Raw genomic sequence first — 14,349 nt, 5'->3', positions numbered from 1 at the left:
GGCGGGTGCGGGTTGAGTACCGCACCCGCCGCATCCTCAGCTTGGTGTAGGAATCCTACTTGAACTGGTCCTTCAGGCGGGAGAAAAGACCGCCGCGGGACTTGACCTGCGAACCTTCGGTGAGGGATTCACCGCGCAGGGAAGCGAACTGGCGCAGCAGTTCACGCTGTTCTTCGGTCATGTCGGTGGGGGTGACCACCTGGATACGCACCAGCAGGTCGCCGCGACGCTCGGTGCCGAGCACGGTTGCGCCCAGGCCGTTGAGGGTGATCACGTCACCGCTCTGAGTGCCTGCGGGGATCACAACTTCCTGGTCGCCGTCGAAAGTCTTCAGCGGAATGGTGGTGCCCAGCGCCGCTGCGACCATGGGGATATTCACGGTGGTGACCAGGTTGTCGCCCTCGCGGCTAAAGTACTTGTCGCGCTTGACGTTCAGGTCAATGTACAGATCACCGTTGGGGCCACCGTACAGGCCTGCTTCGCCCTTGCCGCGCAGGCGGATACGCGCCTGGTCGTGCACGCCGGCGGGAACGTTGAAGGTCAGCGGCACGTCTTCACGGACGCGACCCTGACCGTGGCATTCAGGGCAGGGGGTCTTGATGACGGTGCCGTAGCCGTGGCAGTCGGGGCATTCAACCTGCTGCATGACGGTACCGAGGATGGACTGCACACGGCGCTGCATGAAACCGTGACCGGAGCAGGTGGTGCAGGTTTCGGGCTGGGTGCCCTCCGCGGTGCCTTCACCGTTACAGGACTTACAGGTCACGGCGGAGCGACGCTCAATGGTCTTCTCAACACCGAACACGGCGTCCTGCAGGCTGATGGAGACGGTAATCAGGTCGTCCTGGCCCTGACGCATGCGGGATGCGGGGCCGCGGGCACCTGCCGCGCCGCCGGTAAACATGTTCAGCAGGTCCTCGAAACCGCCGAAGCCGCTGAATCCGCCGCCCGGGTAGCCGCCGCCTCCGGGGTAGCCTGCGCGGCCCTGTTCGTCGCCGGTGGTGTCATAGTTGCGGCGCTTTTCGGGGTCGGAGAGCACCTCGTAGGCGAGGGTGACACGCTTGAACTCTTCGGCTGCGTCCTCGGAGGGGTTCACGTCGGGGTGCAGTTGGCGTGCCTTCTTTCGGTACGCCTTCTTGATCTCTTCGGGGCTGGCGTCGTTCGATACGCCGAGAGTATCGTAGTGGCTCATGCGGTTCCTTCCTCTCGAGACGATGGCGGTGCTCGATGAGTGCACCGCCAACAATGGTCGTATCAATTCTAGGGGATACTACCCCCGACCCGATACAATGGCTAGGCTGAATGGGGGTCGCTCCCGCTATCCGCTTAATCTGCGGTGCGCCCCGAACCCCGTTTTAGTTCCCCCGCCGGTTCTGTCTCACGGTTCCGTCTGATTGTTCTGTCTTATGGTTCCGGCACGGTCACCGCCCCTACTGGCTCTGCTGTCCCTACCGCCCCAAAGGAGAATACGTTGAGTACCCACCGCTCCCCCTACGGCTGGGGTGCCCAGGATCTAAACGCCGCCCGCATGAGCCGCCAGGCGCCGGCCCCGCGTAAGGTGCCACTGCGCCGCGGCCTGCTGATTGAGGATATTAACGGCTGGGTGGGTGAGGTCGTGAAGGCTGAACGCATCGGCGGTGCCCTGTTCTTCGGACTCGAGGACGCGAAGGGTCGCGTAAAGAATTTTCCGCTGGGTCCGGGCTACCTGATTGAGGGTGAGCCCGTTGAGATTGTCGCCCCGATGGCCGCGAAGGAGCCGAAGCGCACGATTTCTCGTTCCGGTTCTATCGCGGTGAAGAACGCCCCGGCTAAGATGGCGCGCGCCTCCCGCATCTGGGTTGAGGGTCTGCACGACGCTGAGCTGGTGGAAAAGGTCTGGGGCCACGATCTGCGCATTGAGGGCATTGTCGTGGAACCGCTGCACGGCGTGGATGATCTCGCCGGTGCCATTCGTGAGTTCGCGCCGGGCCCGGGTCGCCGCCTGGGTATTCTGGTCGACCACCTGATTGAGGGCACGAAGGAGCAGCGAATTGTTGCGGATGCGTTGGCTGTGCCGGGTGCCGCCGGGCACGTGAAGATCGTGGGTCACCCGTTCATCGATATTTGGCAGGCGGTCAAGCCGTCGGTGCTGGGTTTGAAGGCGTGGCCGCAGGTGCCGCGCGGTGAGGACTTCAAGAAGGGCACGCTACGTCGTCTGGGTCAGCCGCACGAAACGCAGGCGGATGTGGCGCAGGCATGGAAGCACATTCTCTCCCGCGTTGACTCCTACGCCGACCTGGATCCGACGCTACTCGGCCCGGTCGAATCGCTCATCGATTTTCTCACCGAGCCGGGTGCCTAACCGCACCCGAGACCCGCTATTGCGCCCCTGTCTGCGGGCGCAGGTGTGAATTTGCTCAGAACCTTTCCCTCGAGGGCATTATCCTGTGGGTTTTGTCCCCTAAAGCGGTACAATAGTTGAGCGTGTGGCATTGCCTCTGTGGGTTTATGTTGCACCATCACTACACTCTGGGTCACCACCGCTCAAACGATTCACCTCCTCGGAGGGCAGGTCCACCGGCTTAGGTGATCACCACAAGAAACTTCTATCGAACCAGGATTTTCGTGACTAACGATGTTCGCCCGGCAACCGGGCCTCAGAAAACCCGTAAGATTAGCGTGATTCAGGACCGCAACCGTGCGACTCTCGCGCATTTCGGCGGCATTCTCGGCATCATCCCTTCCGCTGCGGTTTTCTACGTCAGCCGCAATAACGCGCCCTTCGCTGAGCAGGAGGCTCGCGAGGCGATGAACTTCACCCTCCTGCCCTCCATTGCTCTGGTGGCGCTGTGGGTTGTGTCGTTCCTGCCCGGCATGGGCAACATTGCCATGGTTCTGGGTGCGCTCGTGTGGCTGTTCATGGCTATTGCGTCGTTGCGTGCCGGTATTGAGGTGAACCGCGGTGAGCCGTACAGCTACCGTATGAACCCGCGCCTGCTGGACCGCTTCTACTCCACCGAGAACGCAGAGTCTGCAGAGTCCTAAGAACTGCCGGTCCTAAACCGCGCTGATAGCTTTTACGTTTGAACGCCCCGCACGTTGTGTGCGGGGCGTTCTACGTTTAAGTGGGGCTTCTTTGCCTAGTGCGCGTGAATTACTACAAACTCTACCGAATGGCGCTGTAAATAATCATTATTAAACGATCGTGGGCCCCTGTTACCAGGAGCCCACAACCGTATTCACTCAACTTCAGCAAAGACGAGAACACGCTGTTAGACATATACCGTCCTGCCATGACCTATTATGGCACAGCGTAACCTTCAACCACAACTTGAAATTGGGTGTTTTGGAAAATTTTTTCTCGGGAAAGTAATCGAAAAATACGCACCCTAAAAGCGGCATGAAGGAGTGGAAAATTCTTTCGGCTAGTCCAGCACAAATGCAAACAATTAGCACGCCAATGTAAGGTTTGGTGCTCCCCTCAAGCCCCTCCAAACAGCCCCAAAAAATTTTTTAAAAGTTTTTTGAGACCCGCAAAAATGCCCCGAAATCACCGAAATATTACGGCAATACCGGGGCGCACGCCATTCGCAGGCAGCGTTAGAGAAAAGCATCTAGTGGAGCTGCGACAAACCAGAACCGGAACGCCGCCCCGATTGAAAAGCCCCTTGTCAGACCAATGCTTCTTAGTGCCCTTCGTGCTCTTCAGGGACCTCCGGGAGCAGCTCGCGGGTGACCGCATCGCCCAGTAGGCGGCCCTTGAGGGTTAGTCGCACGTGAGCTTCAGGGTCAGGTTCAGCTTGAGAATTCAAAGCATCAGGCTCAATCAGAGCTTGAGAAACCAGCCAGCGCAGGGAGGCACCCAGTTGCGCCTCATCGTGCACGGCGAGCAGCTCGCGCATCGCCAAGCCCTCACGCACACGGATCATGAGCATAATCGTCTCAAAAGCACGAGTGGCGGTGTCCAGCACCTCACGTGCCGCCGCCGGGGACTCCCCCGCACGCACCTTCTGCGCGTAGGGCACCGGGTGCTTCACGTTCCACCAGCGGGTACCGTTCACGTGCGAGTGTGCGCCGGGACCGATGCCCCACCAGTCCTGGTTGCGCCAGTAGGCGAGGTTGTGGTCGCTGCGGGTGTCCTCGCTGCGCGAGTAGTTGGAGACCTCGTACCAGTTGTAGCCGGCTTCGGTGAGCAGCTCCTCGGCGAGCAGGTACATGTCCGCCATGAGGTCTTCGTCGGGCATGGTGTACTCGCCGCGGCGGATCTGGGCGGCAAGCTTGGTGCCGTCCTCCACGATCAGAGAGTACGCGGAAATATGGTCCGGCTCGTAGGAAATTGCGGCGCGAACACTTTGCTCCCACTGCTGCTGGCTCTCCCCCGGCGAACCGTAAATCAGGTCCACGGACACCTGCAGGCCGACCTCCTTGGCCCAGGCGACGACCTTCGGCACGTTGGAGGGTGTGTGGGTGCGGTCGAGTACCTGTAGCACCTCGGGGACGACAGACTGCATGCCGAAGGATACGCGGGTGAAGCCACCGTCCTTGAGGGTTTGCAGGTCTTCGCGGGTGACGGAGTCGGGGTTCGCTTCGGTGGTGACTTCTGCGCCCTCGACGAGGCCGAATACGTCGATGGCTGCCTGCAGGATGCGTACGAGGTCGCGGGCGGGCAGTTTGGTGGGGGTGCCGCCTCCGAAGAAGACGGTGTGCATGGGGCGTTTTGCGACGCCGGATGCTTCGAGGGTGCGGGCGGCGAAGAGGATTTCTGCGATGGCGTCGTCGGCGTAGGTGCCGAGGCCGATGCCGTCGCCGAAGTCTTCGGCGGCGTAGGTGTTGAAGTCGCAGTAGCCGCAGCGTACGGAGCAGAAGGGGATGTGTACGTAGAGGCTGAAGTCGCGGGTTTCGCATCCTGCCGCGCTGGTGGCGGGGATGCGCCCGTCGCGGGGTGCGGGGTCGCCGGTGGGCTGGGCGGGCATTCTGCCTCCTGGAAGTGGGTGTACGGGTCGTGAATCAATAATATGGCGGGTGGCATCAACAGACAGCGTGCAGAGAACCCGGCGGTACACGAGGCACCAGCCGGGTTCTCCACAATCAACAGGTCAGCACACAGCCGGAAAAGCTACAAAGCAGCGAAAGGCTACTTCTTCTTTTCCTTCTCCTCGCTCGAAGACAGTGCCGCAATGAAGGCTTCCTGAGGAACCTCCACACGACCGACCATCTTCATGCGCTTCTTGCCTTCCTTCTGCTTCTCCAGCAGCTTACGCTTACGCGAAATATCGCCACCGTAACACTTCGAAAGAACGTCCTTACGCATCGCACGAATATTCTCGCGGGCAATAATACGCGAACCGATAGCCGCCTGAATCGGCACCTCAAACTGCTGACGAGGAATCAGCTCACGCAGCTTAGAAGTCATCATCAGGCCGTACGAGTACGCCTTATCGCGGTGAGTAATGGCGCTGAACGCGTCCACCTTCTCGCCCTGCAGCAGGATGTCGACCTTCACCAGGTCAGCCTCTTCCTCACCGTCGAACTTCCAGTCCAGTGACGCATAACCGCGGGTACGGGACTTCAACTGATCGAAGAAGTCGAACACGATCTCTGCCAGGGGCAGGCGGTAACGCATCTCCACACGATCCTCGGACAGGTAATCCATGCCGCCGATCTGGCCGCGGCGAGCCTGGCACAGCTCCATAATCGCGCCAATGTACTCGCTCGGGGCAATAATCGTACACGCCACCATGGGCTCGCGAATCGTCGCGACCTTACCCTCGGGGAATTCGCTCGGATTGGTCACGCGCTTAGCGTTACCGGCCTCATCCACCACGTCGTAAATAACGTTCGGCGCGGTCGAAATCAGGTCCAGGTTGAACTCGCGTTCCAGGCGCTCACGCACAATCTCCAGGTGCAGCAGACCCAGGAAGCCACAGCGGAAACCGAAGCCCAGAGCGGCAGAAGTCTCCGGCTCATAAATCAGCGCAGCGTCGTTAAGCTTCAGCTTATCCAGCGCGTCACGCAGCGCCGGGTAGTCCGAACCATCAATCGGGAACAGGCCAGAGAACACCATCGGCTTGGGGTCCTCGTAACCGCCCAGGGACTCCTGCGCAGGCTTCGCGGCGGAGGTGACGGTATCACCCACACGGGACTGACGGACATCCTTCACACCGGTAATGAGGTAACCCACCTCGCCCACGCCCAGGCCCTTCGACGGGACGGGCTCAGGGGAAATCACACCGATTTCAAGCAGGTCATGCTCAGCGCCGGTGGACATCATCTTAATCTTCTGACGCGGCTGCAGGCTACCGTCCACAACACGCACATAGGTGACCACGCCGCGGTACGAGTCGTACACCGAGTCAAAAATCATGGCACGCGCCGGGGCGGATGCGTCACCCTGCGGGGCGGGAATCGCCTCCACAATACGGTCCAGCAGAGCCTCAACACCCTCACCGGTCTTACCCGATACGCGCAGAACCTCGTCCGGCTCGCAACCAATCAGGTTCGCCAGCTCCTCAGCGTACTTATCGGGCTGAGCCGCGGGAAGGTCAATCTTGTTCAGCACCGGGATGATGGTCAGGTCGTTCTCCATCGCCAAGTACAGGTTAGCCAGAGTCTGAGCCTCAATACCCTGGGCGGCGTCCACGAGCAGAAGCGCACCCTCACACGCGGCCAGGGAGCGGGACACCTCATAGGTGAAGTCCACGTGGCCGGGGGTGTCAATCATGTTCAGCGCGTAGGAGGTGCCGTCAACATCCCAGGGCATGCGCACAGCCTGAGACTTAATGGTGATACCGCGCTCACGTTCAATGTCCATGCGGTCCAGGTACTGCGCCTTCATATCGCGCGGGGCAACCACGCCGGTGGCCTGCAGCATGCGGTCCGCGAGGGTGGACTTACCGTGGTCAATGTGGGCGATAATGCAGAAGTTGCGAATAATCGCGGGGTCGGTCGCCGCCGGAACGGGCGGGTTCTTCGACATGGGTGCCAATCACATCATCCTTTCGAGATGCTGGCTGCGGGTATGGGCATAGTTACCTATCATTTTCCCATACCCGCGCCATATGTGCGAACGGACCTAACGTTCCGAAGAATCCTCCGCGGAATCCGCACCATCATCGGCAGGATTTACGCCCTCGGAGGCGCCGCTGAGGGAATCCAGGTAGCCCTCAATATCCTCGGCAATCACTTCGCCGGAGACAGTGCGCAGAGTCGAATCCATCTTCTGCTCAATCTCACGCACCAGCTCGACCTTCTCGTAGTCCTTCGCCATTTCTTCGGCGAGCTCCGCCTCCCACTCATCAGCGTGGGTACGCAGGCGGTCGTACTCCTCCGACTCAACCTTAATGCCGAGGATGACCTCCAGCGCCTCGATCAGGCTCACGACCGCGCGCGGGTTCTGCTGGTCAAAGCTCAGATACCCCGGGATGCTCATACGCAGCATGACCGAGGAGGACAGGCCGTGCTCGGCGGCGAGCGCAGACATTGCCATCGTCACCGAGGTAGAACCGGTGAAGTACTCGTGCAGAATACCGGGGATAGCCGCCAGCTTCTCGTCGTGAGTGGTCAGCGTGTACGGGTACGGGCGGGTGTGCGCCACCTGATCCTCAAAGGTCTCAACGAAGATCGCGTGGTCCACGTGGAGCTTCTTCACGTACTTGAAGAAGCGGGTCATGAACCGCCGCAGGCACAGGCTGGGAGCGGGGCCGGTCACCACGAGCAGGCGCAGGCGACGCTCCGGGATGGTGACCATGTTGTAGAACATCTTGGGCCACACCAGAACCGTGGATTCGGAGTCGTCGCTGTTCTGCAGCTGCGGGGCGACGGAAGCATAGTCGTAGAAGTCGTCCATGTCGAAGCCGGGGCTCTCATCGCACGGGTCGAATGCGCGGTGAATCACGTCGAGGGCGTCCTCGCCGTTGCCCGGGGGTTCCTTCGCGGAGTTGAAACCGACCAGCATGACGGTCGTGTAGTTGTCCTCCTCGGAGGACTCGCCCAGGCCCAGCTTGCCAAGCAGGCCCTTCTTCGCGGGCTGTTCTGTGGAGGCGGGCTTGGCGAAAGCGTCAAAGAGTCGGGCGGGCGGGAAGTTCGGCTGGCTCATCGTTGTCCTTAGCTCGTGGTCGGTTCACCGGGTACATGGGGGTGTATGGAAAGTTGCCGGTGAACCATCGGTGGTTGTGTGGTGTGTATCGGCGATGCTCACTCCCCCGGTACCGTCTATACGGCACTATTGCTAGGGCGCGGGCGGTGTGCGGTACCGCCGATAGTTCCCACTATACGGGCTCTTCCGCAACCCGCAAGCGGTTTCGTCACCGGGCGGGCACCTCCCCGAATCTGGGCAGGGAATCCGTGCCAAGAATCTGGGTGAGAATCTGGGCATAAAGAAACCCCCTGCGTTCCCCTTAGAGGAGGGGGAACACAGGGGGTCTCTGCCCTTAAACCAGAGAGGTACTCACGTACCCCGCAAGTTTTAGAAAGGCAGAAGCGCCAAATCGTATGGAGTACCGGCATAAACATCCGGCAACTCACCATTAGCTACCTTCTCACGATACAACCTGGTTACTTCGCTATATTTGAAGGGGAATTCCTTAGCTTCGTTCCTACGCTTAATCTCTGCTAAACCCCACTCATATTCGGCACCGGGGCGTGCCACCGGAGCGTTGAAAAAACGCCCTTTCAACTCAGCACGCATCCACCCCTCCGGAGTATTTGCATCAGATATGGGCTTCGTAAAATCGAACGGGGCACGCCAATACTCAGGGTCTTCACGATAATCGTAAGCTTCTTCTGCAATCTCGCTACTCATGGGGAACCTCCTGATAATATGCAAAAATGTGTACCCACACCGGCGCCATGTGCAACGCCGCGTGGGGCGCTAAAGATAGGTGCGGGCGGTGTGCGGTACCGCTGATAGTTCCCACTATACGGCCTCTTCCGCGACCCGCAAGCAGTTTCGTCACCGGGCGCGGGCGCCTCCCCATAATCCTGCTAAAAAATTCAGTAACGAGTCGTCAGCTACGAATACATCACCTACAAGCAGATGTGTATAGATATCGGCTTGCTATTTGTATCGGACCGCATTTACTTAGAATGGTTAGTATGGATCAATTTTTTCAAATTTTTTTTGCTGGTCTGTCGGCCCTTGGAGCTATCGTTTCGGCGATTTTTGCCTATATTACGTGGCGTCAAGCCCTTGGCTCTAAGGAGGCCAAGGCAAAGGCAGATGAAGCGCATAAAGCAGCTCTAGATATGCGTGATGCGGCTCAGCGTTCTGCAGAAGTTGCACAAGAAAAGGTCAAGCAGGCTGAACGCTCCGCAAAGGCTGCGGAAGAACAAGTCAATCAGGCTGAGGAATTGCTTGAGCAGATGTCAGATATTGCTTCCAACCTATGGCGGCCTGAGTTTGAACTGACTCATGTATTAGGGAAGGAAACCTTTAGGCTACGTAATGTCACTATGGGCCCTATTAAGGTTCTTGAGGTGGTTAACTTAAGCGAGTTTGGGAATCAAGAAAACCTCAAAGAGACTATTGAGAAAGAGTTTGGCTCTGGCGAGATGGTCCGATTTGAACTATATCATCATGGGTCAGACTTAAACCTGCGTCTCCGAATCGACGGGCGGGATAATATCCTCTGCGTCCCAATTGAATATAATCTCGACCTCCTACTAAATAGGTAAAATAGGTTGAGTTCATCATCAATCTATTTATAACCAGGAACTGGTAAGGGTCTTTCCGAAGGATCCTCTAACTTTAGTTATGCCTCGCGATAACTAGGTTATAGTTCGGAGAGCGTCATCAGGTACATAGATTGATTGCGATTTACTCACAACTTTATAACGGGTAAACACCCACAATAAACGATTCGGGCATAAAGAAACCCCCTGCGTTCCCCTTAGAGGAGGGGGAACACAGGGGGTCTCTGCCCTTAAACCAGAGAGGTACTTAGGTACCCCGCAAGTTTTAGAAAGCCTTGTTTACCAGCGCAGCAAGACCGGACTTCTTGTTTGCAGCGGTCTTCTTGTGCAGAACACCCTTGGAAACAGCCTTGTCCAGCTTACGGTTCACAAAACGCAGAGCCTCAACAGCAGCTTCCTGGTTCTGTGCCTCAACAGCAGCCTTGACCTTGCGGGTCGCGGTCTTCAGCTCGGACTTTACAATGTTGTTGCGCAGGCGAGCCTTCTCGTTGGTGAGGATACGCTTCTTCTGAGACTTAATGTTAGCCACAATTAAACTTTCTGTTTTGTCTTATTGGTCGGTGAGGGCGACGCTGGCCGATCATCGACTGAGCGGCGTGGGGATGCCTATGGCAACCGGCCAGCAGTGCCCGATGACCATCGGACACTCAACCACACATAATACCAGATGAACAGCCTCCACGACAGACCCTCGCGGAGAGAAAAATACTGTGAAAACCGCTACACGCAGCTTCCACATCTAACGCCGGTCGCCCAAACAGGTTCCCGGCGTAAAGCACAGGGTGCTAGCCGTTACGGCGAGTCCACGCACGCTCAATCAGGCGGAACGTATCCTCCGGCATAATCGCACCCTCACGGCGCATCGAATCCGGGCGAACACGAATCACACGGTTCAGTTTCACCTCAGAAGCGCGGCCCTGCGGATCCCACGGACCCGAACCAATATCAAGGTAGTTCGAATCAGCGTGCTCACGGTTATTGTGGTCCTTGCTGGTCATCATCAGCGCCAGCAGGTACTCACCGTCACGACCCACCAGGATCACCGGGCGGTCCTTACCCTGCGAGTGGTCCTCCTCGAAGGGAACCCACGTCCACACGATTTCACCCGGGTCAGCGTCGCCGTCCAGGGAAGGCGAGTACTCAAAGTTAATCATGTCGCGGTAATCGCCCGGGTAATCCGAACCGTCGGATGCGCCGGTCGAAGCCGGTGCGGAAGGCTTAGGTGCCGAGGAAGACTTCGGAGCGCTCGGCTTAGGCGCCGAAGAGCCGGAGGCACGAGCCTCACCCTGACGAGATTCGCCCTTGTGGGACTCGCTCTTCTGGGAGGACTCGGAGCCGCCCTTAGACGCAGTAGCGTCGTTGAGGGCATCCTCTGCCGCCTTCTGCAGGAAGGGCAGCAGGGCAAAGAAAATTTTCTTCAGAATTTCGAGCATGGGCTCTATTATGCACTACAGGCGCGGAGGTAGAGCAATCGCCAAAACAGCCTGCTCCACCGCATACACCGCGTCCTGCGACTCACCCTTCAGCTGCGCGTCCGCATCAGCCAGAAGCTGCACAATATGCGCCAACTGGGCGCCGGTAAAACGGCGGCCGTCACGCTGAGCCTGCTCAACCTGCCACGGTGACATACCCACCTCACGCGCCAGCTCGTTAGCGCTCATACGCACGTGGTGCACGCGCGCAATATTACGGATACGCATGGCGAGCGCGCCCAGCATCGGAATCGGCTCCGTGCCGGTGGCGAGAGAGTGGCGGAGCAGACGCAGAGCCTCCGGGGCGTTACCGGAAATCGCGGCGTCACTGACGCGGAACGCGGTGACCTCGGTGCGGCCGCCGTAGTAGCGGTTCACAGCCTCTTCGGTGATGTCGCCGGGTACGTCTGAGAGCAGCTGCTGGCATGCGGCGGCAAGCTCAGCAGTGTCGGAGGCGGCGGCCGTCAGCAACGCCAGAGCGCCGCCGGTAATCGGGCGCTGAGCGGCGGCAAACTCCCCCGCCAAGAACTCGCTCTTCTCACGGTCGGTCTTGAGCGCCTTGCAGTTAATGAGCACGAACTGGGAGCGGACCAGGTCGATGAGCTTCTTGCCGCGGTTACCGCCCGAGTGGTTCAGAATGAGCATGATGTCCGGCTCGGGGGCGTTCAGGTAGGCGAGCGTATCGGTCAAAAACTCGTCGCTCATGGAGGCGACGTTCTCAACCTCAATGATCTTCGCCGAACCGAACAGGGAGGGCGAAGCGTGCAGAATCAGCTCCCCCGCCGTGTAGGTGGCGGCGTTAATCTGAACGCGGTCCACCTCCGGGTGGATGCTGCGGAACAACTCACGCAGGCGCGCCGCAGCGCGGGAGGCGAAGTACTCCTCCGGGCCGTAGAGCATGACGGCGGGTGCCGGGGTGACGGTACGCCACGCGGTGTCGAGGGCGGGGCCGCCTCGGCGGGCGTAGCCTCGGGAACCACCACGCTGGGTTGAACGCTTACGCTCGGACACGCTTATCACTCGCCTTTATCTGCAGGGTACGGGCTGAACTCGGCCCCGCTACGCACGGGGGTGCTGCGCGGGTAGAGTCTCGAGTATCCATCATAGCGTTTTCTTCTCAGATGCCTCCTAGCGGTGGTTAGGGGTAGTCTGTCAGGGTCAGTCGGTCAGAGGTAGATGTTTGCGGTTAGATGCCCGCAGTTAGTCGGTTAGGAACGGGCGGGCTGATGGGAGCGCGCGGTGTGCGGTACTACCCGCAAATACTGCCGGTGCGTGACCGCACGGTAGCGGCGCGCATCCACCCACCAGAGGGCAATGCTCAACGCCAGCACGCAGAGGGCGCTCCACACCACCGCCGGGACGCTCGAACCGGGCTCCCACGGGTTACCCGGCGCATGCGCGGCAGTGTGTGCCGCCCACTCGATGCCCTGCGCGGCAAGACCACCGGCGCGAAGACACAGATCCGCCGCAGTGGGCAAACCCAGGAGCATGAATCCGAGCGCAACCAGCCCGGCGAGCATACTCAGCGGCGCCAAAGGAGCGGCAACCAGATTCGCCGGAACCGAGTAGAGCGGCACTTTACCGCTCATCGCCAAAATCAGCGGGGTGCACCACAGGGATGCCACGATGGGCGCGGCGAGCATTTCCGCGCAGAACACCGGCATGATGCGCATGAGCAGGCGAATCAGCGGCGGGCCCAGCAGGATCAGCGCGGAGGTTGCCGTCACCGACAGGGCGAACCCCATATCCACGGCGAGGTGCGGGGCGGCAAGCAGACACATCAGCACCGTTGTTTGCAGCGCCGCCAAAGACTGGCGACCCGAACCGCGCAGCATCGCGTAAGCACCGAGCAGGCCCATGGCGAGGGAACGAATCACGGAACCCTCAGAGTCCAGCAGCATGGCGTAGGCGAGCACCGCCGCAACCCCGCACAGCACCATGACGCGGTGCGGAATGGCGAAGGTGCTCAGCCGGTACACGAGCGGCGGCAGGGCGTGGGCATTTGGCGGGGTAGGTTGTTGAGGGTAGGCCGATTGTTGAGAGTGGGCGGGGCGGCGAGAACGAGCCGCGCCTCTCCCCCGCAACCACTGCATCCAGGAACGGAACAGCAGGTATGCGCTGGCGAGGCGGTACGGACGAATAGCCAACACCAGCCGGTACGCACCCAAAAACACAATGGCAATATTCGCCCCGGACACCGCCGTAATATGGCTGAGCCCGCTGAGCTTATACTCCTCCCGCGCGGTGGAACTCATCAGCGAATCGTCCCCGTAGGCGGTACCCAAAACCAGCGCCGCCGACTCCGTGCCGAGAGTGTCCAAGGCGCGGGTGCGCAGCTGCTCCTTGACCGTGGACAGGTACGGCTCCGCCGCCGTCCGGGTGACAGCGTTCGATCCGGCACCGTAGGCGGGCGCAGGAAAAATAGTCGCGCCGCTCAGCTTCGCCGTGGAGCCGTTGAATTCCACCGTACCGAGGGCGGTCACCTTCATGCCTGGATAAATCGCCTGCGAGCGCACGGTGCCGCTCCCCTGTTGTTGAGTCGCCGAACTCGCCGCCGAACGTGCCTCTAGACGCTGCGCAGTGCTCTTTGCCGAACCGTCACGCCGGTACACGCGCACCCGCTCATTCACCAGCGCACGCACGCTCCGCCCCTGAATTTCCTCCAGTTTAATAACCACCAGAGTAGTGCGCGGATCCACGCGGCGAACCTGCTCCACCGTGCCATTCAAACGAAGCGAAGCACCCTGAGCCTGCTGTAGCGTGGCGCGGGATGCATCTACCCCCGTAGCACACAAAAGCACCGCCTGAACCGTAACAATACACGCCAGAAAAACCAGCTGACCGGTCGTGCGAAAGAGCAGGATGTAGGGCATCACCGCACGCGGCGGAAAGAACAGCAGAATCGCCAGGCACCCCAGCAGGGCAATAAGTACGCACGCCAGCGGATGCACCACCCGCCACGTGCCCACGGTCAGCGCCGCCGCGGTAAAAGCCCACAGTGCCAGCACCGTAAAACTCAGGCGAAAGTCCAGGTGAATGAGGCTTCCCTGGGCGCGCAGCTCCTGCTCATCGCGGCGGGTACGCCACCGTTCAGCGCCGATGCTCCAGCGGTAGCGGGCACGGTCATACGCCGTAGCCGCCGACCCGGTGAGGCGCCGGGTGAGGCGCAAGGAACCGGGAAAGAGTTCCCGCTCCCCTGCCTGCAAGC

The 14,349-nt window shown here is 60.0% G+C and carries 12 protein-coding genes; 3 read left to right on the top strand and 9 right to left on the bottom strand.

Annotated features, from left to right (window positions below):
• Nucleotides 1–55: 55 nt before the first annotated feature.
• On the bottom strand, nt 56–1,192 hold the full coding sequence (dnaJ, locus tag HMPREF2919_RS04920) for a molecular chaperone DnaJ (protein WP_070666557.1): 1,137 nt from the start codon (nt 1,190–1,192) through the stop codon (nt 56–58).
• 279 nt (nt 1,193–1,471) lie between these two features.
• Between dnaJ and HMPREF2919_RS04915 the strand changes: the two genes are divergently transcribed.
• The gene (locus tag HMPREF2919_RS04915; RefSeq protein ID WP_070666554.1) at nt 1,472–2,341 is read left to right on the top strand and encodes a DUF3097 domain-containing protein; all 870 of its coding nucleotides are present in this window, start codon (nt 1,472–1,474) and stop codon (nt 2,339–2,341) included.
• A 263-nt stretch (nt 2,342–2,604) separates the two neighbouring features.
• Nucleotides 2,605–3,024, top strand: a complete 420-nt coding sequence (locus HMPREF2919_RS04910; RefSeq protein ID WP_005505983.1) for a DUF4870 domain-containing protein — start codon at nt 2,605–2,607, stop codon at nt 3,022–3,024.
• Between the two features lie 641 nt (nt 3,025–3,665).
• Here the strand turns inward: HMPREF2919_RS04910 and hemW are convergent.
• The 4 genes from hemW to HMPREF2919_RS04890 all read right to left on the bottom strand — a co-directional run bounded on the left by hemW (nt 3,666) and on the right by HMPREF2919_RS04890 (nt 8,779).
• Nucleotides 3,666–4,952, bottom strand: coding sequence for a radical SAM family heme chaperone HemW (gene hemW / locus HMPREF2919_RS04905; protein ID WP_070666551.1), 1,287 nt, complete (start codon nt 4,950–4,952; stop codon nt 3,666–3,668).
• A 161-nt stretch (nt 4,953–5,113) separates the two neighbouring features.
• Entirely contained in the window at nt 5,114–6,955 is a 1,842-nt protein-coding gene (gene lepA / locus HMPREF2919_RS04900; protein ID WP_371260001.1) for a translation elongation factor 4, read from the bottom strand.
• 96 nt (nt 6,956–7,051) lie between these two features.
• Entirely contained in the window at nt 7,052–8,074 is a 1,023-nt protein-coding gene (locus HMPREF2919_RS04895; RefSeq protein WP_070666548.1) for a PAC2 family protein, read from the bottom strand.
• A 369-nt stretch (nt 8,075–8,443) separates the two neighbouring features.
• A complete protein-coding gene (locus tag HMPREF2919_RS04890; protein ID WP_070593333.1) occupies nt 8,444–8,779 on the bottom strand; it encodes a hypothetical protein in 336 nt (111 codons plus the stop codon).
• A 293-nt stretch (nt 8,780–9,072) separates the two neighbouring features.
• Here HMPREF2919_RS04890 and HMPREF2919_RS04885 point away from each other — a divergent pair, with 293 nt between their 5' ends.
• Complete coding sequence (locus HMPREF2919_RS04885; protein ID WP_070593334.1) at nt 9,073–9,651, top strand: hypothetical protein; 579 nt, start codon at nt 9,073–9,075, stop codon at nt 9,649–9,651.
• A 283-nt stretch (nt 9,652–9,934) separates the two neighbouring features.
• On the opposite strand, the gene rpsT is transcribed toward HMPREF2919_RS04885, so the two are convergent.
• From rpsT to HMPREF2919_RS04865, 4 genes are all read right to left on the bottom strand, one after another.
• On the bottom strand, nt 9,935–10,198 hold the full coding sequence (rpsT, locus tag HMPREF2919_RS04880) for a 30S ribosomal protein S20 (protein ID WP_005505969.1): 264 nt from the start codon (nt 10,196–10,198) through the stop codon (nt 9,935–9,937).
• A 256-nt stretch (nt 10,199–10,454) separates the two neighbouring features.
• Entirely contained in the window at nt 10,455–11,102 is a 648-nt protein-coding gene (locus tag HMPREF2919_RS04875; protein WP_070593335.1) for a type II toxin-antitoxin system PemK/MazF family toxin, read from the bottom strand.
• Between the two features lie 15 nt (nt 11,103–11,117).
• Nucleotides 11,118–12,152, bottom strand: coding sequence for a DNA polymerase III subunit delta (gene holA / locus HMPREF2919_RS04870; protein WP_005505965.1), 1,035 nt, complete (start codon nt 12,150–12,152; stop codon nt 11,118–11,120).
• A gap of 197 nt (nt 12,153–12,349) precedes the next feature.
• Complete coding sequence (locus HMPREF2919_RS04865) at nt 12,350–14,311, bottom strand: ComEC/Rec2 family competence protein (RefSeq protein ID WP_246824051.1); 1,962 nt, start codon at nt 14,309–14,311, stop codon at nt 12,350–12,352.
• Nucleotides 14,312–14,349: the final 38 nt, after the last annotated feature.

The sequence above is a fragment of the Rothia sp. HMSC068E02 genome, from assembly GCF_001813565.1.
Lineage (GTDB): Bacteria > Actinomycetota > Actinomycetes > Actinomycetales > Micrococcaceae > Rothia.
This window is presented reverse-complemented; position numbering and strand designations above follow the sequence as displayed.

Coding starts and splice junctions, on each gene's coding strand:
- HMPREF2919_RS04895 (WP_070666548.1), bottom strand. CDS start 8,074: ATGAGCCAGCCGAACTTCCCGCCCGCCCGACTCTTTGACGCTTTCGCC.
- dnaJ (WP_070666557.1), bottom strand. CDS start 1,192: ATGAGCCACTACGATACTCTCGGCGTATCGAACGACGCCAGCCCCGAA.
- hemW (WP_070666551.1), bottom strand. CDS start 4,952: ATGCCCGCCCAGCCCACCGGCGACCCCGCACCCCGCGACGGGCGCATC.
- HMPREF2919_RS04885 (WP_070593334.1), top strand. CDS start 9,073: ATGGATCAATTTTTTCAAATTTTTTTTGCTGGTCTGTCGGCCCTTGGA.
- lepA (WP_371260001.1), bottom strand. CDS start 6,955: ATGTCGAAGAACCCGCCCGTTCCGGCGGCGACCGACCCCGCGATTATT.
- HMPREF2919_RS04875 (WP_070593335.1), bottom strand. CDS start 11,102: ATGCTCGAAATTCTGAAGAAAATTTTCTTTGCCCTGCTGCCCTTCCTG.
- HMPREF2919_RS04890 (WP_070593333.1), bottom strand. CDS start 8,779: ATGAGTAGCGAGATTGCAGAAGAAGCTTACGATTATCGTGAAGACCCT.